We start from the raw sequence: 20,236 nt of genomic DNA on the forward strand, positions 1-20,236 counted from the left end.
TCAACACAAGAGAGCGACATGTTCGAGCATCAAACCTGGTCTGAACTTTTTTCCCAGCTCGGCCCTGTGGGCTGGCCGCTGCTGCTGGTGTCGGCGTTGGCGTTGGCGCTGCTGGGGGAGCGCCTGTGGCTGCTGTTGGGCACCGCACACCGTGGTATCAGCGGCTCGTTCAAGCGCCTGCAGTGCACCGAGGAATCCGGCCTGGACCAGCTGGCACAGCAGTGTGAACAGGAGCGCGCACTGGCGAGCCGCGCCATCGCGCTGTTGCTGCAGCACCGCCATATGGACAAGCCGCAGCGCGAGGAAATCGCAGCGGTGTGGCTGCAGGATCAGCGCCGCCAGCTACACAGCGGCCTGCGTCTGTTGATGGTGATCGGCATCATCAGTCCGCTGCTGGGGCTACTGGGTACAGTGCTGGGATTGATCGGGATGTTCGCCGGTCTTTCTGGCAGCAATGAACCGGTGACGCCGGCACTGTTGGCGGATGGCCTCGGTATGGCGCTCAGTACCACTGCGGCCGGTCTGATCGTGGCGCTGCCGGCCATCGCGGGCGCGCACCTGTTGGCGATCTGGAGTGACCGGGTGGTGGCGGATCTCGAGCATCTGTTCAATCGCGGCAATCTGTGGCTCGAGGGGGTGGACCCCTGCTGTAAAACCCCGGATTCCTGCACGCGTGCGCCGGTGAATCTTGCGGTGCCGGCGCGATGATCAATATCAATCCCCCGGGCGAGCGGGCGTTTTCTCTTGCCAACCTGGCGCCGGACCTGACACCGCTGCTGGACATAATTTTTATTGTGCTGGTGTTCCTGTTGCTCACCGCAAATATGCGTCTGCCATCGCTGCCGATGGATTTGCCGGCGAGCGAGCATGCCGCTTCGTCGATGCCGACGGACCCGCTCACTGTCTCGCTGTCAAACCGCGGCCCCGACCTGTGGGGTATCAACGATCGTGGCTACAGTAATCAGGTGGATTTTGAGCAGGCGCTGCTGGCGGCATTGGTGGCGGAGCCTGCGCGCCCGGTGGCGCTGGCTTCCGATCGCAATGTGCCGGTGCAGCGCATGCTGGATCTGTTTGCGCTGCTGCAGAAGCAAGGGGTGGAAGTGGCGGAAATCGCCCTACACCCCCGCGCGGCCGATGCACGGTAAGTAATCCGCAACCCCCATGTTTATCGACGGGACTCGAACTATGACGCTTTCAAACCTCCAGCCGCTGACGCGTGCACTCTGTTGCTTTTTCTCGGCCGCCGCGCTGGTATTCACCGGGGCTGCCGCCGCCGCGGCACCTGAGCGGGTGATCAGTGCCGGCCACTCCATCACCGAACTGGTGTTGGCACTCGGCGGCGGCGACAGCCTGATCGCGGTGGATTCCTCCACCCGCCTACCAGCGGAGTTCCGCCCGCTGCCGGTGGTGGGGTACTACCGCCAGTTACCGGTGGAGGGGCTGCTGGCGCAGAACCCGCAGTTGCTAGTGGGGGGCGATCACATGGGGCCGGCGACTACCCTGAAACTCCTGCAGGATTCAGGCGTAAAAATCCTGCAACTGCCTGAGGCCGGGAGCGGGGAGGAGCTGCTTCGCAATATTGATCGGCTAGCACAGGAGCTGGACAAGCCGGCGGCGGCCATCAAGCAATCCGTGCAGGCGCAGTTGCGGGCACTTACTGCGGCGCGGGCCGCGCTGGCGCAACCGCCGCGCATTTTGTTCGTGCGTGCACAGCAGGGGCGCGGGCTAAAGGCCGCAGGCACGGGCACCAGCCCCGACAGCCTGATCCGCCTCGCCGGCGGTGTGAATGCGGTGGCGTTTGAAGGGTATAAACAACTGTCGGATGAGGCACTGGTGGAGCTGCGCCCGGACTGGATTCTGTTTTCCAGCGATCAGGCGGAGCAGCTGAACGGTGGTGCCGAGTTGCTGCAGTGGCAGCCGCTACTAAAACTGACCCCGGCGGGCAAGCGCAGTGCTTTTTATTCCGTGGACGGTTATGCACTGCTGGGGGGGATTGGCCTCGCCAGCCTCAAAGAGGCGAAAAAGCTGAACGAAAAATTCGTTGCTAAATGATCGAAAGAGCATATTCCTGTAGGAGCCTGCCTGCAGGCGAATCGCGGTGCATCGGTGCTGCACGTTCGCCTGCAGGCAGGCTCCTACAAAAAATCCGCGCCCGTTCTTGAGGTAACCCGCCGTTGGAATTCCGTCTGAGTGATAAAAGCCTGCTGCCCGCACTGGTCGCACTGCTGCTGCTTGGCAGCTGTGTCTCCCTTGCTGTGGGCGCCATGACCATCGGCTGGCGGGATGTGCTGGCAGGCCTGATCCACTGGAGTTGGCCCGGTTTTCTTGAGCTGGATGTGCCCGAGCAATACGCATTGGTGCTGGGTGAAATCCGGCTGCCGCGACTCGTAATGGGGTTGATGGTAGGTGGCACCCTGGGACTCTGCGGTGCGGTTATGCAGGGGTTGTTCCGCAACCCGCTGGCAGACCCGGGAATTATCGGTGTTTCTGCTGGGGCCGGTGTGGGGGCCGCGTTTGTGCTGGTATTTGCCAGCGGTGCCGCGCTGACCACATTTGCCGGTGGCATATTCAAGGACCTGCAATGGTTTCTGTTGCCGCTTGCGGCCAGCCTCGGCGGGGCGCTGTCTACCTGGCTGGTATATCGTCTCGGCGATCGCGGCAAGTCGGTGGTAATGATGTTGCTGGCCGGTGTTGCGATTAATGCGTTGGCGGGCGCGGCGATCGGCCTGCTCAATTATGTGGCAGATGACCGCGCCTTGCGGGATATCACCCTGTGGCAAATGGGTACCCTCGGCGGTGCTACCTGGGGAACGGTGGCCGTGTCTGCATTGGTCCTGATGATTGGCGGCGCGTTATTGTGGCGGCGCGCTCCGGCGCTGAATGCGCTGCTGCTGGGAGAATCCGAAGCCCGCCATCTGGGGGTGGATGTAGTGCGGCTCAAGCAACTGATGATCGTATTGACCGCCATTGCCATGGGGGCTGCGGTTTCTGCGGCTGGGATGATCGGCTTTATTGGCCTTGTCGTCCCGCATACCATTCGCCTGCTGCGCGGGCCCGACCATCGTTATCTGCTTCCCTATAGTGTTCTCGCCGGCGGTCTGCTGCTGGTGCTCGCGGATACCGTGGCGCGCACCTTGGTGGCGCCGGCGGAAATGCCGGTGGGTATCATCACCGCATTGTTGGGTGCGCCCTTCTTCATTTACCTGCTGTGGCAGCAGCGCCAGCAGATATTCTGAGGGGACAACCGTGTTGCTCGAAGTCACCGACCTCACCATCCAATATCCCCGCGCGACCGCGCCGCTGCTGGAACACATTTCCCTCGGCTTTGCCTGCGGTGAAGTCACCGCGCTGCTCGGGCCCAATGGTTGCGGCAAGACCTCTTTGCTGCGCGCCATCAGCGGCGAACTGGATTACCGCGGCAACATCCAATTGTTCGGCCGCCCGCAGGCGGACTGGTACCGCAGCCAGAATGATCACCGCGCACTGGCGCGGCGCTACGGCCTGCTGCCACAGCACTCGAACCTAAATTTTGCGTTTACCTGTGGCGAAGTGGTGCAGTTGGGCCTTGCCCCCGGCAGCCTGTCGCGCGCGGAGCAGGAAGAGCGCATCGCGCACTTCATGCAGCGCGCCGACGTGTGGCACCTTCGCGACCGGCTTTTCCCCAGTCTCTCCGGCGGGGAAAAGCAGCGGGTACAGCTGGCACGGGTGCTGTCACAACTGAGCCTTGCCGACGCCGGCGACAAAAAAATCCTGCTGCTGGACGAGCCCACTTCCGCCCTCGACCTCAAACACCAGCACAACGTGTTGGCGCTCGCCCGCGAGGTGGCCGGCGACAATACCGCAGTGGTCACCGTGCTCCACGACCTCAACCTCGCCGCCCGCTATGCCGATCGATTGGTGATGCTGGCCAATGGTCAGGTACAGGCCGACGGTAACCCGGCGGAGCTGCTGCAGCCGGAACTGGTAGAGCAGGTTTACGGCTACCGCGGACAGCTGGTGGATGTGGCTGGCTACCGCGCGCTGCTTTGACCAGTTCATTCGACGCTCGGACTTTCCGCAAAGGTGGCGATGCCGGGTACAGCCTGGTGAGACCTTCCGCGAGAGGGGCCGAAGGCGCCGCGAATACATGCAGCGGCCGGGTTACCTCGCGGAAGAGCCCGCCATGGATGTGTTCACGGCGTGTCTCACCAGGCTGTACCCGGTAACGCCGCCGCCGCTCAACTCGGCTATATCCTCCTGCCATCGAACATGAACAAAACCCGGCGCTGAATTGAATTTGTTTCACATGCATCCTTTGCACTGCGGGCTACCCCTTGGTGTACAATGCGCCGCTTTCTGGGGCGGGCCGGTCACAAACGGGTCGGTAAATGCCCTTGCCGAGATTATGCTTGCGCGATCTGCGCCTTATCCGAGGGATTACCATGTTTGATAAATCAGTCACTCTCGCCTCCTACGACGCCGACATCTGGAGCGCGATTCAGGAAGAGAATCGCCGCCAGGAAGAACACATCGAGCTGATTGCCTCGGAAAACTACACCAGCCCGGCTGTCATGGAAGCCCAGGGCACCAGCCTGACCAACAAGTACGCCGAAGGCTACCCGGGCAAGCGCTACTACGGCGGCTGTGAATACGTCGACAAGGTGGAAGCGCTGGCCATCGAGCGCGCCAAAGAGCTGTTCGGTGCCGACTACGCCAACGTCCAGCCGCACTCCGGTTCCCAGGCCAACGCCGCGGTGTACCAGGCCCTGTGCGCCCCCGGCGACACCGTGCTGGGTATGAGCCTGGCCCACGGCGGCCACCTGACCCACGGTGCCAAGGTCAACTTCTCCGGCAAAATCTACAACGCCGTGCAGTACGGCCTGAACCCGGAAACCGGCGAAGTGGATTACGAGGAAGTGGAGCGCCTGGCGCTGGAGCACAAGCCGAAGATGATCGTGGCCGGCTTCTCCGCCTACAGCCGCATCATGGACTGGGCCAAGTTCCGCACCATCGCCGACAAGGTGGGCGCCTACCTGATGGTGGACATGGCCCACGTGGCGGGCCTCGTGGCTGCGGGTGTCTACCCGTCGCCGATCCCTCACGCGGATGTGGTGACCTCCACCACCCACAAGACCCTGCGCGGTCCCCGCGGCGGCATTATCCTGGCCAAGGCCAACGAAGAGATCGAGAAGAAGCTGAACAGCGCGGTATTCCCGGGCGGCCAGGGTGGCCCGCTGATGCACGTGATCGCGGCCAAAGCGGTTTCCTTCAAGGAAGCCATGAGCCCCGAGTACAAGGCCTACCAGAAGAAAGTGGTGGAGAACGCGCGCGCCATGGCGGCCACCTTCCTGGATCGCGGCATCAACATCGTGTCCGGTGGCACCGACGACCATCTGATGCTGGTGGACCTGATCGGCAAGGAATACACCGGTAAGGACGCGGACGAGGCCTTGGGCAACGCCAACATCACCGTGAACAAGAACGCCGTTCCCAACGACCCGCGCTCCCCGTTCATCACCAGCGGCCTGCGCGTGGGCACTCCGGCCATCACCACCCGCGGTTTCGGCGTGGAAGAGACCAAGCAGCTCACCCACTGGATCTGCGACATCCTCGACGCGCTGGAGAAGGGCAACGCCGAGGCTACCATCGCCGACGTGAAAGGGAAGGTGTTGGAAATCTGCGCCCGCTTCCCCGTCTACAAGTAATCGCCCGCGATTCGCTGCAGACAACGGCCCCACTTGGGGCCGTTTCTGTTTGCAGCTGGCGCGTGCGGCGCAAGATCGCCTGAAATGCGGTCAATGGCCACGTGTGTGGTAAACTGCCGCCCATTTTCCAAAGGGCTCACTCCTCATGCACTGTCCATTCTGCAGCGCAGAAGAAACCAAAGTCGTAGACTCACGCCTCGTCGCCGATGGCGATCAGGTGCGGCGCCGTCGCGAATGCCTGCAGTGCCACGAGCGCTTCACCACCTTCGAGACCGCCGAGCTGCTGCTGCCGCGCGTGGTCAAGCAGAACGGCCAGCGCGAGCCCTTCAACGAAGACAAGCTCCGCGCCGGCATCCAGCGCGCCGTGGAGAAACGCCCGGTCAGCACTGAACGGGTGGAAGCCGCCGTCGCCCAGATCAAGCACGCCCTGCAGGCCACCGGCGAGCGCGAATTGCCCGCCATGCATATCGGCGAACTGGTCATGGAACAGCTGCGGGAACTGGATCAGGTGGCGTTCGTGCGCTTTGCCTCCGTTTATCGCCGGTTCGAGGACGTCAGCGACTTCAGTGATGAGATCGAACGCCTCAATACCCGCAAGGCCAAGAGCGAGGAGCGCGGGTGAGCCCTCGTGAACTGATGGCCCGCGCCATCCAGCTGGCCGAGCGCGGCCTTTATACCACCATGCCCAACCCCCGCGTCGGCTGCGTGATTGCCGACAGCGCAGGCAATATCGTGGGTGAAGGCTGGCACAAACGCGCGGGCGAAGGCCACGCGGAAGTGGAGGCGCTGAAGGACGCGGGCGAGAAGGCGCGCGGCAAGATCGCCTACGTGACCCTGGAACCCTGCAGTCACCGTGGCAAGACCGGCCCCTGCGCCGATGCCCTGATTGCCGCCGGTGTCGCCAAAGTCGTTTACGGCATGGAAGACCCGAACCCCACCGTGGGTGGCAATGGGTTACAGAAACTGCGCGATGCGGGCATTGAAGTCGAAGGCCCGTTGCTGGAAGAATCCTGTCGCGCGCTGAATCCCGGGTTTATCAAGCGCATGACCCTCGGTCTGCCGCTGGTGCGCTGCAAGTCCGCCATGAGCATCGACGGCCGCACCGCCATGGCCAGTGGCGAATCCAAGTGGGTCACCGGCCCCGCCGCGCGCGCCGACGTGCAGCGCCTGCGGGCACGCAGCTGCGCCATCGTCACCGGCGTTGATACTGTCCGCCACGACAACCCAAACATGAACCTGCGTCCGGAAGAGATGGGCCTGCCGGCGGAGGAAGCCGCCGCTGCGGCACACAAACAACCACTGCGAGTGGTGGTGGACAGCAAACTGCGCACCCCGGCCAAGGCCTTTATATTGCAGGGCGACGCCCCCACATTGGTGGTCACTACTGAGGCATCGGACCCGGAGCGCCGCGCGCGGCTGCAGAAGAGTGGCGCCGAAGTGCTGGTACTGGACGCGGACAAAGACGGCCGCGTACATCTGGGCGCACTGTTAAAGGAGCTCGCGCGCCGCGAGTGCAATGAAGTGCTGATCGAGAGCGGCGCGACCCTATCCGGTGCCTTCATGTACCAGGGGCATGTGGATGAAATCATCGTCTACATGGCCCCCAAGATTCTCGGCTCCAGCGCCCGGCCGCTGTTTGAACTGCCGATCGAACGCATGGGCTCGATGCTGCCCATCACCATTACCGACATGCGCGCGGTCGGCCACGACTGGCGCATCACCGCCACCACGGATATTGAGCGGTGACTGATAGGCGCGAGGGTGCTTCTAAAAAGCAGGATTTTCGCGTGAGGCTGGAAAGCCCCGCGCGCAGGACCGGAATGTATATGAATACATGAGGATCCGAGCACGGAGCTGACGACGCCCTCGCGGGAAAAGACAATTTTTAGGAGTGCCCGGGTTGTTTACTGGAATCATTGAAGCGGTTGGCACCATCACCGCGCTGCAGCCCAAAGGCGGCGACCTGCGCCTGCGCGTGAATACCGGCAAGCTGGATCTCACCGACGTCAAACTCGGCGACAGCATCGCCACCAACGGCGTCTGCCTGACGGTCGTGGATCTGCCCGGCGACGGCTACTGGGCCGACGTATCCGCTGAAACCCTGGCGGTGGCGACCCTGAAAAACTGGAAGCTCGGCGACCGGGTCAACCTGGAGAAGGCCTTGACGCCCCAGACCCGCCTGGGCGGGCATATGGTGAGCGGTCATGTGGACGGTATCGGTGAAGTGGTGTGGCGCAAAACCACCGCCCGCGCCGAACAGTTCCGTCTGCGCGCCCCGGATGAGCTGGCCAAATACATCGCTCACAAGGGTTCCATCACTGTGGATGGCACCAGCCTTACGGTAAATGCGGTGGACGGTGCCGAATTCGAACTCACCATCGTGCCCCACACCATCGCGGAAACCGTGATCGGTGGTTATCAGGCGGGCACCAAGGTGAACCTGGAAGTGGACCTGATAGCGCGCTACCTCGAGCGACTACTTTTGGGGGATGCCGCGGCCAAGCCCAAAAGCGAAGGCCTGACCATGGAATTCCTGGCCCAACACGGGTTTTACAAGGCCTAAACGAAGCACCCTGTAGGAGCCTGCCTGCAGGCGAACCGAACAGTGCCACAAAGGTTCGCCTGCAAGCAGGCTCCTACGAGAAATTGTGGCTGAAAAAATTTCCAAACACGATTTGAGAGAGTTATGGAACTGAACAGCGTTGAAGAACTGATCGACGATATCCGCCAGGGCAAAATGGTCATCCTGATGGACGACGAAGATCGCGAGAACGAAGGCGATCTCGTCATGGCCGCCGAGCAGGTCCGCCCGGAAGACATCAACTTCATGGCCACCCACGCCCGCGGTCTCATCTGCCTGACCCTCAGCGCCGAGCGTTGCAAGCAGCTCGACCTGCCGCTTATGTCACGCGAAAACGGCGCCCAGTTCAACACCGCCTTCACCGTCTCCATCGAAGCCGCCGAAGGCGTCACCACCGGCATCTCCGCCGCCGACCGCGCGCGCACCATTCGCGCCGCCGTCGCCCGCAATGCCAAGCCGTCCGACATCGTGCAACCCGGCCACATTTTCCCGATCAAGGCCCAGCCGGGCGGCGTACTCAGCCGCGCCGGTCACACCGAAGCCGGCTGCGACCTCTCGCGCCTTGCCGGCTTCGAACCCGCCGCTGCCATCGTAGAAATCATGAACGAAGACGGCACCATGGCGCGCCGTCCCGACCTGGAAAAATTCGCGCAGCAGCATAACCTCAAGATCGGCACCATTGCCGACCTGATCAACTACCGCGCGCTGAACGAGAAAACCGTCGAATGCGTCAACGAGCGCAAGGTGCATACCGAATTCGGCGACTTCAAACTGCGCACCTACCTCGACAAAGCCCGTCGCGAACGCCACTTCGCGTTCTATTTAGGCGATTTCAAACCGGAAGAGCCGACCCTGGTGCGCGTCCACGTCGCCAGTACCCTGCGCGATGTGTTCAGCCTTCGTCGCGGCGACGAGAAATACGCCCCCTGGACCTTCCGCAGCGCACTGAAAAAAGTCGCACAGGAAGGCAAGGGCGTGGTCGTGGTGATCTGCCACAACGAAACCACCGATGAAATCGAAGAGAGCATCGACTGGCTGATCAGCGGCAAGCAGCAGCGCCCGAGCCAGGACCTGGTATACAAGCAGGTTGGCACCGGCTCGCAGATTTTGCGCGATCTGAAAGTGCGCAAAATGCGCCTGATGAGCGCCCCGTTCAAGTTCAGTGCAATCTCAGGCTTCGATCTCGAAGTCGAGGAATACCTGAACGCGGAAGAGATCTAACAAACCGCACCCTGTAGGAGCCTGCCTGCAGGCGAACAGATTCGGAGCACGGACCGTTCGCCTGCAAGCAGGCTCCTACAAGGCAACAAAAAATTAAATGGAAAACGTCATGAGCAATATCAAAGTCATCGAAGGGGATTTCGTAGGTTGCACCGGCAAATTCGCACTGCTGGTAAGCCGCTGGAACAGCTTCGTAGTGGAGAGCCTGAAAGACGGCGCGCTGGACACCCTGCGTCGCAAAGGCATTAAAGATGAAGACATCACCATCTACTACGCCCCAGGCGCCTTCGAATTCCCGCTGGCCGCACAGAAAATTGCCGAAACCAAAAAATTCGATGCCGTTATCGCCCTTGGCGCCGTTATCCGCGGTGGCACCCCGCACTTCGAATACGTCGCCGGCGAATGCACCAAAGGCCTCGCCCAGGTCTCCATGAACACCGGCATCCCAGTGACCTTCGGTGTACTGACCGTAGACTCCATCGAACAGGCTATCGAACGCTCCGGCACCAAAGCCGGCAACAAAGGCTGCGAAGCCGCAGAAACTGCCCTGGAAATGGTTTCCCTGCTGGGCAAAATCTGACTGAGAAACGACTGAAATGACCGTAACCGCATCCGCCCGCCGCAAAGCCCGTCACTACGCCATGCAGGCGCTTTACCAGTGGCAGATGGCCGGCGCCAGCCTCAATGCCATCGAAGCCGAGTTTCATGCCGACAACGACATGAGCAAAACCGACGTGGCCTACTTTCGCGAACTGTTCCACGGCGTGGCCAAAAACCTCGACGACGTCGAGGGCACCTATGCGCAGTATCTGGACCGCAGCGTGGAAGAACTCGACCCGGTGTCCCGCGCACTACTGCGCATGTCCACCTACGAACTGAAAAACCGCGTCGACGTACCCTACAAGGTCGTCATCAACGAAGCCGTTGCGCTGGCCAAGAAATTCGGCCCCACCGACGCCTTCAAATTTATCAACGGCATTCTCGACAAGGTTGCGGCAAAAGAACGCAGCGTCGAAGTCAAAGCCGATAAAGGCTGACACCCGCCATGGCCGGGCCCGGAGAATTCGAGCTGATTCGGGAGTATTTTACCTCCCGGTTTCAGCCTGACGCGGAGACCGCCTCGGCGGCGGTGGGCCCGGAGTTCGAACAAGGTGTGGAGCTCGGCATTGGCGATGACTGTGCCCTGCTGATTCCTCCCGCCGGCAAACGGCTCGCCACCAGCGTGGATACCCTGGTGGCGGACGTGCATTTTCCCGCGCACGCCGACCCCTACCGCATTGCCAGCCGCGCGCTGCGCGTGAACCTCTCTGACCTCGCCGCGATGAACGCCGATCCCCTGTGGTTTACTCTGGCGCTCACCTTGCCGCAAAGCGATCCGAATTGGCTGGAACCCTTTGCGCGAGGGCTCGCGGAGACAGCGCGACGGTTCGGCATTACCCTCGTCGGCGGCGACACTACCAAGGGACCGCTGTCCATCACCATCCAGGTCACCGGCGCCTGCGAAAAACCTCTGCGTCGCGACGGCGCCAGTGCAGGGGATACGGTATTTGTCTCCAACAAACTCGGCGCGGCCGCCGCTGCACTGCCCATCGTGCTCGGGCAGGTGACCGGCAGCGAACAGCAGCAACAATGGGCGGATGCCGCCTATTATTTTCCCGAACCGCAGTTTGCCGTCGCCCGAGCAATCGGCCAGTACGCCAGCGCGGCGCTGGATATTTCCGATGGATTGCTGGGCGATATCGCGCATATTTGCAGCGCTAGCGGACTTGGTGCCGAGCTGCAGCTGGAAACGCTGCCGCAGGCGGAACTCGTAGCGGAAATAAACGGCGGAGACGCGCTGGAAACCGCGCTCACCGGCGGCGACGACTATCAACTCTGTTTTACCGTGCCGGAAAAACATTTATCCGCGCTGGCGGCGTTGCAACTACCGATTACCGCTATTGGCCGCATGACCGCGGACAAGGGCGTGCGCTGCCTGCTGAACGGCGAGCCCTGGCAGGCCCGCGGCAACGGTTACCGGCACTTCTGAGCGGTGGAGAATTACAGCAAGATGACCCCGACGTTTTCCCAGCTGATACGCAGCCCGGTGTTGTTTCTGGCCTTCGGTTTCGGCTCCGGCCTCGCGAAAAAGGCCCCCGGCACCTTCGGCACCCTCGCCGCGGTGCCGCTCTGGTACGGGCTGCAGCTCCTGACGCCGGCACTGTATCTGGCGGTGCTTGTTATCACTTTTGCCCTGGGTTGCTACCTGTGCGGTGCCGCCTCGCAGAAGCTCGGGGTACACGATCACGGCGGCATCGTGTGGGACGAATTTGTCGGTTACTGGCTCACCATGTTTATGGCGCCGGCAGGCTGGCTCTGGGCCCTGTACGGCTTTGTGCTGTTCCGGATTTTCGATATTGCCAAACCTCAACCCATTGGCTGGGCAGACCGCCGCGTACATGGTGGTCTCGGCATCATGCTCGACGATATACTCGCCGGCATCTACGCCGCGCTGGTGTTGCAGGGCACGGTTTATCTGTTAACGATTTTCTGAGGCCGGATGCCCATGAAATTCCGATTTCCGCTACTCGTACTATTTCTGGCTGTCCTGCCGCAGCTTTCCGTCGCACAGGAAGTGCGACTGCAGGCCATCTTCGGCACCAGCGCCATGTTCGAAATCGACGGCAGGCAGCGGTTGCTCAAAGCCGGCAAGACCTCGCCGGAAGGCGTAACACTGAAGTCGGTGACCAGTGACTATGCCTTGGTACAGATCGATGGCCGCGAGCAAAAATTGACATTGGCGGCGCCGGTGGCGGCGAGCTATGCCTCGGTGGAGCGCGCGGAAGTCCGCCTGAGCGCGGATAGCCGCGGCCACTACAACACGAGCGCCTGGATCAATGGCCGCCGGGTGGAGGTGATGGTAGATACGGGCGCGACCAGCATTGCGTTCAATTATCCCACCGCGAAAAGCCTCGGCCTGGATCTGGCCCGCGCGCAGCCGATGACGGTGTCCACCGCCAGTGGCGTGGAGCGGGCCTACCGCCTGCAACTGAGCAGCGTCACCATTGGTGGCATCACGGTGCACAATGTGGATGCGACGGTGCTGGGCAATGATTTTCCCCGGGTGACTCTGCTGGGTAACAGTTTTTTGAGCCGTGTGGATATGCAGCAACAGGATGGCCTGTTGCTGCTGCGCGCGCGCGATTGATGACATACATTGATGGATCGCGAGGTATCGGTTTGACCATTCGCTATGTGGAATCCTCCAAGTTGCCCACTTCCTGGGGCATGTTCGAGATGCACGGATTCGAGGAAGTGGAGACAGGCAAGGAACACGTTGTCCTGTCCATGGGCGACCTGGACACCGATGAACCGGTGCTGGCGCGCATTCACTCCGAGTGCCTGACCGGTGACGCGCTGTTCTCTCTGCGCTGCGATTGCGGCGCGCAGTTGCAGTACGCGCTGCACCGGATTGCCACCGAAGGCCGCGGTGCGGTGTTTTACCTGCGGCAGGAGGGCCGCGGTATCGGCTTGTTGAATAAGATCCGCGCCTACAAGCTGCAGGACTGCGGTGCGGATACGGTGGAGGCCAACGAGCAGCTGGGTTTTGGCGCGGATATGCGGGATTACTCGATCCTGAAGCCGATGATCGAGCATCTGGGGATCAAGTCTATCCGCCTGATGACGAACAATCCGCGCAAGGTAAAGGCGCTGCAGGATCTCGGAGTGAATGTCACCGAGCGCCTGCCGCACCAGTCGGGTCGCAACCCGCACAATGTGAATTACCTGTCCACCAAGAAGGGTAAGCTCGGGCATCTGTTGGAGGACGATGAGGACTCCGACAAGTAACGCGCCCCAGGCTGTTTTCGCTGTCACAAACCCTTCATAAGAGTGTCACTTGCAAGAAACCAATTAACGCCATTCTGTGCTGGAGCAAGGCGCTGATCCCGCGGATTGCCAGGGAAGAGCAAAACAGTCATTTACGGAATGGCGGGATCAGAGAGTGCGTCTATACTCAACTTATCTGAGCGCTTGAAGTCGAGAAAGGTGATGTACTGACAGCGATCCGATATCAAGGCCGGCTAAATGCCGGCTTTTGTTTTCGTGCCTCCGCCAGTAGCACTTCGCAAATAATGTGGTGGCGGCAAATCACAGGCGGGATGGTTTCGGAACCGCTGTGAATACATCCCTGTACGCTCTGTCGCAAACGTCCCTGTTTGCGACAGTTCCGCAACCATCCCGCCTGCGCTTTGCCTTCGATATAACCCACATCGCCTTGTTCGACCAAGGTCCGGCATCTATTGTTCGTAAAGTAAAACGCTGCTAAATTGCGCAAAATTCTACCAGCGGAGGATTGTTGATGATTGTATCCAAACCCCGTCGGGCCAGCCGCGACTGACATCGCCCTCCGCCCGGCAATTTTCTTTTGTCGGGTTTCCCCATTCCATTGGAAACCCTTTCCGAAAGCGCCCAGACTTGGGTATGAATGATGTGTACCTGCGCATTGAGCGTGCAGGATACTTTTGAGGGTTCAGAACCTTGAGTAAATCCCTGATTTCACGCCGCCCGTCTTTCCGGCGCGGTGCTTTCGCTGGCAGCCATGAAAAGGTCGTCAGCGCGGAAACTCCACTGCGCGCACTGGGCTGGAAGCCGTTCTTCCAGCAACAGCTGTCGCTGGAAGAGCTGACGGATTGTGAGCCGCTGCGGGTGATGGCGGTGCATCGCAGCCAGATCGAAGTTTCCGGCGAGCGCGGTGACGAGGTGATACTGGTCAATGGCCCGCTGTTTGACGACGCGCTGGAGAAGCCGACCGTGGGCGACTGGCTGTTGCTCGAACGCGACAGCCGTAAACCGGTCCGCCGCCTCGAACGCAGCAGCCTGTTCCGGCGCATGGCGCCGGGGGCGAAGCAGGTGCAACTGATTGCGGCGAACATCGACAATGTGCTGATCGTCACTTCCTGCAACGATGATTTCAATCTCTCGCGTATCGAGCGCTATCTGGCGCTGGTCAAGGAAGCCGGCTGCCGTGCGTGCGTGGTGTTGACCAAGTCCGACCTCTTGAGCGAACACGATCAGTATCGCGAAGCCCTGAAAGGCTATCGCGACTTGCCGGTGGTGCTGGTCAATGCATTGGACCGTGCCAGCGTCGAACCCCTGCGGGATTACTGCCGCAGCGGTGAAACCCTCGCGCTGCTCGGCTCCTCCGGGGTCGGCAAGTCCACCCTGCTGAACAGTCTCGCCGGCAGCGAACTTGCCGCCACCGCCGGCATCCGCGAAGACGACAGTAAGGGCCGCCACACCACCCGCCATCGCGCGCTGTATATCATTCCCGACGGCGGACTGCTGCTAGACAGCCCGGGTATGCGCGAGCTCGGCCTCGCCGATATTGGCGATGGGCTCGCGGCGGCGTTTTCCGATATCAGCGAACTTGCCACTCAGTGCCGCTTCGCCGACTGTGCCCACCAGACCGAACCCGGCTGCGCCGTGCGTGCGGCGATGGATGCCGAAGAGCTGGACGAGCGGCGGGTGCGCAACTGGCGCAAGCTGGAGCGGGAAGTAAAGCGGAATAGCCAGACGCTGGCGGAGTCCCGTGCAGACGAGCGTGCCTTTTCGCAATTGGTGCACAGTGCGCTGAAAGATTCACGCTCGCGCAAAAACAGGATCTGACGGCCTTTCTGATTCTGTCCACAACACACAAGCGGCGACCGGTGGCATAGAGAAAATGCCAGTGGTCGCCGCCTTTTTGTCTGGGGTTTTGGTAGTCTGTCTGCCAGTTATTCCAGCCAGATTTCTGTGCCGCCATGAACCCCGCCCCCACGCGCGTTTTATCCACAGCTCCCGCCCGTATCCTGATTGCCGAAGACGATACCGAACTGAACCGGCAGATTGCCGCGATGATGCGCGAGGCCGGTTATCAGGTGGACAGTTGTGTCGACGGTGAGGCGGCATTACTGGAAGCCTCAAAGCAGCGTCACCAGCTGATCCTGCTGGACCTGATGCTGCCGGGGCTCGACGGGTTGTCGCTGCTGCGGTTGCTGCGCAAGACCAGCCAGGTGCCGGTCATCATCGTGTCGGCGAAGGGCGCGGAAGAAGAGCGGATACAGGGGTTGCGCCACGGCGCGGACGACTACATCGCCAAACCGTTCAACCGGGTGGAATTGATGCTGCGGGTGGAGGCGCTGCTGCGCCGCAGCCAGTTGGTGGCGCCGGCCCATGGAGATGTGCTGGCGATCGAACAGCTGGAGCTGCGCCTGTCGGATCAGCAGGCGGCGGTGGGTGCGCGGCAGATCGAGCTCACCGCCATCCAGTTCAATCTGCTGTGGGAGCTGGTGGCAAACCGCGGGGAGGTGCTGAGCAAGGCCTATCTCTCACGCGAGGTGCTGAACCGCCCCCTCGGCGCCTATGACCGCAGCCTGGATATGCATCTCAGCCGGGTGCGGCGCAAACTCTCCGAGGCCGGCTGGCGCGGTGAGCGCCTGCAGACGGTGCGCGGACAGGGGTACTGTCTGAAATGAACCGCCGATTGTTGTGGAAACTGATCCTGCTGATCACCGCCGGCATCGTCGCTATGTTTTATCTGATCAACTACGTCACCGTGCGCGCCGAAGAAGAGATGAGCATGTTGAGCCAAGCCCACCGCGACGAGCTGCGCGGCTGGGGGCGCGAGGCGCAGGCGCTGTATTCTGCCGGCGACGCGGCATCGCTGGAGCGCTGGCTGGATGCCCTGCAACAGCGGGAGTCGACCCTGGCGGCGGTGGTGGGATACAACATCCATCATGTGGCCGGCAGCCGCGGCCTGGAAGACCGCTACAGCGGCAACAATCTGGGGCGGGACGTGGAGTGGAAAATCCACCTGTATTTTGAAGCCAACCCGGTGATGGAGATCCCGTTCGAGGATTCGGACACCAGCTTTATTGTCCTGCTCCCGGACCGGATGCGCCCGGGCAGTTACTGGCAGACGACCCGCCTGCTGTTACAGATTTTCCTGCCGGCGCTGATCCTCGCCATTTTGTCCGTGCTCCTGTACCGGCACATCATGCAGCCGCTCGGCAGCCTGCAGCGGGCCACCCGGGAGTTCAGTCGCGGGGACTTTTCCGTGCGGGTGCGCCCGCAACTGGGCTCGCGCCGGGATGAGTTCAGCGAGCTCGCGTCCACCTTCGACCAGATGGCGGCGCGCATCGGTGAGCAACTGCTGAATCAGCGCCAGCTGATCGCGGATTTCTCCCACGAATTGCGCACGCCGCTGACCCGTCTGGAAATCGCGATCGAGAGTCTCGGCAAGCACTACCCCGACGACCCCAATGTGCAGCGCCTGTACCGGGAATCCCGGCATTTCCGCAAACTCACCGAAGATACCCTGGCGCTGGCGTGGCTCGACAACGAGCAACCGCGTCTGACCCAGGAATCCATGGACCTTGTCGACCTGATCGATGTGATCGTCGACGACGCCCGCTTCGAATTTCCCGACCGTCCGATACAGACCCACCTGCCGGATTCCGCCGGGCTCCACAACAGCAGCCACCAGGCCGTCGGGCAGGCGCTGGAAAATATCCTGCGTAATGCCCTGCGCTATAACCCGGTGGGCAGGGCGGTGGAGGTTGCCCTCGAGGACTGCCAGCTGGCGTCGGGGGAGCGCGGGTTTCAGGTCACCGTCAAAGACTGTGGCCCCGGTGTGCCGGAAGACCTGCTGGAAACCATCTTCCGGCCCTTTTATCAGGCCGATCCTTCGCGCAACGCGCGCGGCACCGAGTCCGGCGGTGTGGGGCTCGGCCTGGCGCTGGCGCGGCGGCAGCTCAAGGCCGTGGGCGGCCAAGTGGTGGCCAGCAACCGTTCGGGCGGTGGTCTGTGTATGACCATCTCACTACCGGCCAACTGATACTGCAGGAATTACCGCGACTTTCTATCAGGTTTCCGCCACGTTTCCATCTGGGACTAGCGCCCAATGTAACAATTGCAACAGCGCTGTACTTTGATAGGGCTAATGGGAATAATTCGCGTTTACGGTTAATAACCCCTGCGAATCCACCCGGAAGGAATGCCCAATGCCCAACAAGACCCTGCTCAACCACTGCGCGCTGCTGCCGCTACTCGCTACCGGTGTATTCGCCGCAGCCCCCGCGTTTGCCGAAGAGATGCCCGCCCTGGCCGCGGAGAAAAAGGCCGCGCGGGACAACCTGGAAACCATGGTCGTAGTCGGCGTGGCCACCGATACCGAAATCACCCCCGAGCAACTGGAAAAACAGCAGGCCAACGATCTGGCCGATATCTTCCGTCACATTCCTTCGGTGTCCGTGGGGGGCTCCCTGGGTATCGCCCAGAAGGTCTATATCCGCGGTATGGAAGATACCCTGCTGAACGTCACCGTCGACGGCGCCCCGCAGACCGGTACCCTGTTCCACCATATCGGTCGCGTTTCCATCGAACCGGAGTTGTTGGACACCGTGGAAGTGCAGTCCGGTGCCGGTGAAGCCACCAGTGGTCCCGGTGCCATCGGTGGTGCCATCCGCTTCAAAACCAAAGATGCCAACGACCTGCTCCGCAGCGGCGAGCAGTTTGGCGCTCGACTGAAGGGCGGCTATTTCAGCAATGACGGTACCAAGGGGAGCGCCTCCGTCTACGGCAAACTCGGCGCGAACTGGGGAGTGATCGGCTCCTTTGTTCAGGTCGAGCGGAACAATATGAAGGACGGCGCCGGCAATGAAATTCTCGCAACCGCTGCCGACCAGAACCTGGCATTTGTCAAAGTCAGCGGCGACATTACCGAGAACCAGAAGCTGACCGTCAGCTACGAACAGCGTGAAGAGTCCGGCGAACTGGGTCGCAGACCAAACTGGTTCGTACTGGAAGGTGACACGCTGTATCCGATGGATGCCGAGCGCGAAACCCTGGTGGCCAACTACAGTGCCAGCCTGAATGATGCCGTGAACCTGGAAATTACCGCCTACGACACCAACTCCGACATGGTGCAGGATGGCCCCTGGGGACTGTACGGCGGTAATACCGCGTCGATTGGTTTTGATATCCGCAACACCAGCAGTTTCGGTCAGCATACCTTGACCTATGGTATTGAGCGGCGAAATCAGAAGGTGGTTGCTGGTGGGCGTGAAGTGGATTCCACATCCAGTATTTCCGAGACCGGGCGAGTGCAGGGCGCCTACATTCAGGATCACTGGCAGGTGACCGAGCCCCTGCTGCTTAGCTTCGGTGTGCGTTACGACGCTTACGAACTGACACAGAATAATTTTGACGGTGAGTTCAGTAGTGACGATGTCAGCCCGAATGTCGGTTTCTCCTATGCACTGAGCGATACCTGGACGCTTTCTGCGGGCCATGCCCAGGCTGTGCGCGGCAAGGAAGTTGGTGATTCCTTTACCCTGGAAAGCGCCGATATCGATCCGGCCCTGAAGGCAGAGTCTGTCGACAACAATGAGCTGGCCCTGGAATATATTGGTGGTTCCCTGGCGGTGAAGGCTGCGGTTTACCAGAGCACCATTGACGATGTTATTTACGACGAAGACCTGTTTGAGAATATCGGCAAACTGGAATCCGATGGTTTCGAACTGAGCGCCGCTTATTCCTACGAGAGCTGGTATCTGACAGCTGCCTACAGTCACAACGACTCTACCCTGAATGGCAACGATATCGAGGGCTACGAGCACAACGGGCTGGGTAATACCCGCGGTGATACCCTGACACTCGCGGTAGATTACGCGCTTACTGATCGCCTCGACCTGGGTTGGAACCTGACCCAGGTTCAGGGGATCGACGTTGAGGTACTGCATCGCTCGGTTGAGCTGGGCTGGATTGACAGCGTGCAGACGATCGACAAATCCGGTTATCAGCTGCACGACATCTATTTGCGTTGGCAACCACTGCAGGACGAGAGCCTGGCAGTAAACTTTGCCGTGCAGAACCTGTTTGACGAGCACTACCGCGACCACTCCAGCGTAGGGGATTATTCCGATATTCCCGGTTGGGGCATTGTTTCCGGTGTTTATGAAGCGGGTCGCGACGTCCGCCTGTCTGTAGATTATCGTTTCTGATTTCTGCCGGTAGCGAAAATAGAGGCGCGGTGTGCGAACACCGCGCCTTTTTCTTTACCGTGGGAGTGTTTGTTGTTGGCGTCTTTGAAAATTAAATAAAATTATGAAATCCAGAACCCGTTTTCTGTGGATAAAACTCCACACGTATTTTTCCTGCTTCTTCCTCCCTTTGGCGATAATGTATCTCGCCACCGGTATGCTGCATATGATGGATGTCGACGGTGGTGTGCGCAGCGAGAAGCAATTCGAAGTAACCCTGCCCGATGGCATTCCCGAAGCAGAGGAGGATGTGCGGGCCATCATGCTACCACTGATGCGGGAAAAAGGGCAGGATATGACGTTGCCTGCCGATTACTACTACGAACCCAAAGAGCGTTATATCGGTTGGTACGGTTACAAGGGGCAGGTGTACTTTGAGCCGCTGGCAGAACCGGAAAAGGCGATTCTGCACATTAAAAAGCACGACTTCTGGCACCAGTTCCTGCTGATCCACAAGGGGCATGCGGGGCCGATTTTCTGGGTGGTGGGATTGCTGTTCGGGCTCAGCCTGCTGTTCAGCCTGGTCAGTGGGCTGGTGATTGCCATTGCGGTGCCGATGTTCCGCAGAACATCGATCGTATTTACCCTGCTCGGGGTTGTGGCGCTGACGGTGGGGATTACGCTGGGGGTGTGAGGCCTGTTGTTATTTGATCGCCCCGGAAAGCTCCGGGGCGATCTGTTGTTTAGCA

Annotated in this window: 21 protein-coding genes; all 21 read left to right on the forward strand. The window is 60.8% G+C overall.

Annotation, left to right across the window (positions count from 1 at the left end; translation table 11 throughout):
• Positions 1-18 precede the first annotated feature (18 nt).
• A complete protein-coding gene (locus GNX18_RS17370) occupies positions 19-708 on the forward strand; it encodes a MotA/TolQ/ExbB proton channel family protein (protein WP_166219778.1) in 690 nt (229 codons plus the stop codon).
• Positions 705-1,145, forward strand: coding sequence for a biopolymer transporter ExbD (locus tag GNX18_RS17375; RefSeq protein ID WP_166219780.1), 441 nt, complete (start codon positions 705-707; stop codon positions 1,143-1,145). Before GNX18_RS17370 ends, GNX18_RS17375 begins: the two co-directional genes overlap by 4 nt.
• A 40-nt stretch (positions 1,146-1,185) precedes the next feature.
• Positions 1,186-2,052, forward strand: a complete 867-nt coding sequence (locus tag GNX18_RS17380; RefSeq protein WP_166219782.1) for a hemin ABC transporter substrate-binding protein — start codon at positions 1,186-1,188, stop codon at positions 2,050-2,052.
• Positions 2,053-2,174: 122 nt separating this feature from the next.
• Positions 2,175-3,236 carry an iron ABC transporter permease gene (locus tag GNX18_RS17385; protein WP_138235564.1) on the forward strand — a complete coding sequence of 354 codons (1,062 nt, stop codon included), beginning with the start codon at positions 2,175-2,177 and terminating at the stop codon, positions 3,234-3,236.
• A gap of 10 nt (positions 3,237-3,246) precedes the next feature.
• Positions 3,247-4,029: a heme ABC transporter ATP-binding protein gene (locus GNX18_RS17390; RefSeq protein WP_166219784.1), complete on the forward strand. Its 783-nt coding sequence runs from the start codon at positions 3,247-3,249 to the stop codon at positions 4,027-4,029.
• A 392-nt stretch (positions 4,030-4,421) separates the two neighbouring features.
• Positions 4,422-5,684: a serine hydroxymethyltransferase gene (gene glyA, locus GNX18_RS17395; protein ID WP_138235561.1), complete on the forward strand. Its 1,263-nt coding sequence runs from the start codon at positions 4,422-4,424 to the stop codon at positions 5,682-5,684.
• 145 nt (positions 5,685-5,829) lie between these two features.
• Complete coding sequence (gene nrdR / locus GNX18_RS17400) at positions 5,830-6,306, forward strand: transcriptional regulator NrdR (RefSeq protein ID WP_138235560.1); 477 nt, start codon at positions 5,830-5,832, stop codon at positions 6,304-6,306.
• Positions 6,307-6,320: 14 nt separating this feature from the next.
• Complete coding sequence (gene ribD, locus GNX18_RS17405) at positions 6,321-7,430, forward strand: bifunctional diaminohydroxyphosphoribosylaminopyrimidine deaminase/5-amino-6-(5-phosphoribosylamino)uracil reductase RibD (protein WP_166220745.1); 1,110 nt, start codon at positions 6,321-6,323, stop codon at positions 7,428-7,430.
• 154 nt (positions 7,431-7,584) lie between these two features.
• Positions 7,585-8,247 carry a riboflavin synthase gene (locus GNX18_RS17410; RefSeq protein ID WP_166219785.1) on the forward strand — a complete coding sequence of 221 codons (663 nt, stop codon included), beginning with the start codon at positions 7,585-7,587 and terminating at the stop codon, positions 8,245-8,247.
• A 123-nt stretch (positions 8,248-8,370) separates the two neighbouring features.
• The gene (gene ribBA / locus GNX18_RS17415) at positions 8,371-9,486 is read left to right on the forward strand and encodes a bifunctional 3,4-dihydroxy-2-butanone-4-phosphate synthase/GTP cyclohydrolase II (RefSeq protein WP_138235558.1); all 1,116 of its coding nucleotides are present in this window, start codon (positions 8,371-8,373) and stop codon (positions 9,484-9,486) included.
• Positions 9,487-9,595: 109 nt separating this feature from the next.
• A complete protein-coding gene (gene ribE / locus GNX18_RS17420; RefSeq protein ID WP_138235557.1) occupies positions 9,596-10,066 on the forward strand; it encodes a 6,7-dimethyl-8-ribityllumazine synthase in 471 nt (156 codons plus the stop codon).
• A 16-nt stretch (positions 10,067-10,082) separates the two neighbouring features.
• On the forward strand, positions 10,083-10,523 hold the full coding sequence (nusB, locus tag GNX18_RS17425) for a transcription antitermination factor NusB (protein WP_138235556.1): 441 nt from the start codon (positions 10,083-10,085) through the stop codon (positions 10,521-10,523).
• 8 nt (positions 10,524-10,531) lie between these two features.
• Complete coding sequence (gene thiL / locus GNX18_RS17430; protein WP_166219787.1) at positions 10,532-11,515, forward strand: thiamine-phosphate kinase; 984 nt, start codon at positions 10,532-10,534, stop codon at positions 11,513-11,515.
• A gap of 21 nt (positions 11,516-11,536) precedes the next feature.
• Positions 11,537-12,019 carry a phosphatidylglycerophosphatase A gene (locus GNX18_RS17435; RefSeq protein ID WP_166219789.1) on the forward strand — a complete coding sequence of 161 codons (483 nt, stop codon included), beginning with the start codon at positions 11,537-11,539 and terminating at the stop codon, positions 12,017-12,019.
• Between the two features lie 12 nt (positions 12,020-12,031).
• Complete coding sequence (locus tag GNX18_RS17440) at positions 12,032-12,673, forward strand: TIGR02281 family clan AA aspartic protease (protein WP_166219791.1); 642 nt, start codon at positions 12,032-12,034, stop codon at positions 12,671-12,673.
• Between the two features lie 32 nt (positions 12,674-12,705).
• Positions 12,706-13,314 (forward strand): GTP cyclohydrolase II, encoded by a 609-nt coding sequence (ribA, locus tag GNX18_RS17445; RefSeq protein WP_138235552.1) that lies wholly within the window; start codon positions 12,706-12,708, stop codon positions 13,312-13,314.
• Positions 13,315-14,004: 690 nt separating this feature from the next.
• Positions 14,005-15,132, forward strand: a complete 1,128-nt coding sequence (gene rsgA, locus GNX18_RS17450) for a ribosome small subunit-dependent GTPase A (protein WP_166219793.1) — start codon at positions 14,005-14,007, stop codon at positions 15,130-15,132.
• A 134-nt stretch (positions 15,133-15,266) separates the two neighbouring features.
• Positions 15,267-15,980, forward strand: a complete 714-nt coding sequence (locus GNX18_RS17455; protein WP_138235550.1) for a response regulator transcription factor — start codon at positions 15,267-15,269, stop codon at positions 15,978-15,980.
• Positions 15,977-17,341, forward strand: a complete 1,365-nt coding sequence (locus tag GNX18_RS17460) for a histidine kinase sensor domain-containing protein (protein ID WP_138235549.1) — start codon at positions 15,977-15,979, stop codon at positions 17,339-17,341. Before GNX18_RS17455 ends, GNX18_RS17460 begins: the two co-directional genes overlap by 4 nt.
• Before the next feature lie 166 nt (positions 17,342-17,507).
• Positions 17,508-19,508 (forward strand): TonB-dependent receptor domain-containing protein, encoded by a 2,001-nt coding sequence (locus tag GNX18_RS17465; protein WP_240914070.1) that lies wholly within the window; start codon positions 17,508-17,510, stop codon positions 19,506-19,508.
• 103 nt (positions 19,509-19,611) lie between these two features.
• Positions 19,612-20,181: a hypothetical protein gene (locus tag GNX18_RS17470; RefSeq protein ID WP_166219795.1), complete on the forward strand. Its 570-nt coding sequence runs from the start codon at positions 19,612-19,614 to the stop codon at positions 20,179-20,181.
• The last annotated feature ends 55 nt before the right edge of the window (positions 20,182-20,236 follow it).

Origin of the sequence: Microbulbifer sp. SH-1, from assembly GCF_011326135.1 — a bacterium.
Classification (GTDB): domain Bacteria; phylum Pseudomonadota; class Gammaproteobacteria; order Pseudomonadales; family Cellvibrionaceae; genus Microbulbifer; species Microbulbifer harenosus.

Bases quoted from the DNA above. Each gene is read 5' to 3' on its own strand.
- thiL (WP_166219787.1), top strand. From the start codon at position 10,532: ATGGCCGGGCCCGGAGAATTCGAGCTGATTCGGGAGTATTTTACCTCC.
- nusB (WP_138235556.1), top strand. From the start codon at position 10,083: ATGACCGTAACCGCATCCGCCCGCCGCAAAGCCCGTCACTACGCCATG.
- GNX18_RS17455 (WP_138235550.1), top strand. From the start codon at position 15,267: ATGAACCCCGCCCCCACGCGCGTTTTATCCACAGCTCCCGCCCGTATC.
- GNX18_RS17440 (WP_166219791.1), top strand. From the start codon at position 12,032: ATGAAATTCCGATTTCCGCTACTCGTACTATTTCTGGCTGTCCTGCCG.
- GNX18_RS17470 (WP_166219795.1), top strand. From the start codon at position 19,612: ATGAAATCCAGAACCCGTTTTCTGTGGATAAAACTCCACACGTATTTT.
- GNX18_RS17370 (WP_166219778.1), top strand. From the start codon at position 19: ATGTTCGAGCATCAAACCTGGTCTGAACTTTTTTCCCAGCTCGGCCCT.
- ribBA (WP_138235558.1), top strand. From the start codon at position 8,371: ATGGAACTGAACAGCGTTGAAGAACTGATCGACGATATCCGCCAGGGC.
- ribD (WP_166220745.1), top strand. From the start codon at position 6,321: ATGGCCCGCGCCATCCAGCTGGCCGAGCGCGGCCTTTATACCACCATG.
- GNX18_RS17465 (WP_240914070.1), top strand. From the start codon at position 17,508: ATGCCCAACAAGACCCTGCTCAACCACTGCGCGCTGCTGCCGCTACTC.
- GNX18_RS17375 (WP_166219780.1), top strand. From the start codon at position 705: ATGATCAATATCAATCCCCCGGGCGAGCGGGCGTTTTCTCTTGCCAAC.
- GNX18_RS17380 (WP_166219782.1), top strand. From the start codon at position 1,186: ATGACGCTTTCAAACCTCCAGCCGCTGACGCGTGCACTCTGTTGCTTT.
- GNX18_RS17435 (WP_166219789.1), top strand. From the start codon at position 11,537: ATGACCCCGACGTTTTCCCAGCTGATACGCAGCCCGGTGTTGTTTCTG.
- ribE (WP_138235557.1), top strand. From the start codon at position 9,596: ATGAGCAATATCAAAGTCATCGAAGGGGATTTCGTAGGTTGCACCGGC.
- nrdR (WP_138235560.1), top strand. From the start codon at position 5,830: ATGCACTGTCCATTCTGCAGCGCAGAAGAAACCAAAGTCGTAGACTCA.
- glyA (WP_138235561.1), top strand. From the start codon at position 4,422: ATGTTTGATAAATCAGTCACTCTCGCCTCCTACGACGCCGACATCTGG.
- GNX18_RS17460 (WP_138235549.1), top strand. From the start codon at position 15,977: ATGAACCGCCGATTGTTGTGGAAACTGATCCTGCTGATCACCGCCGGC.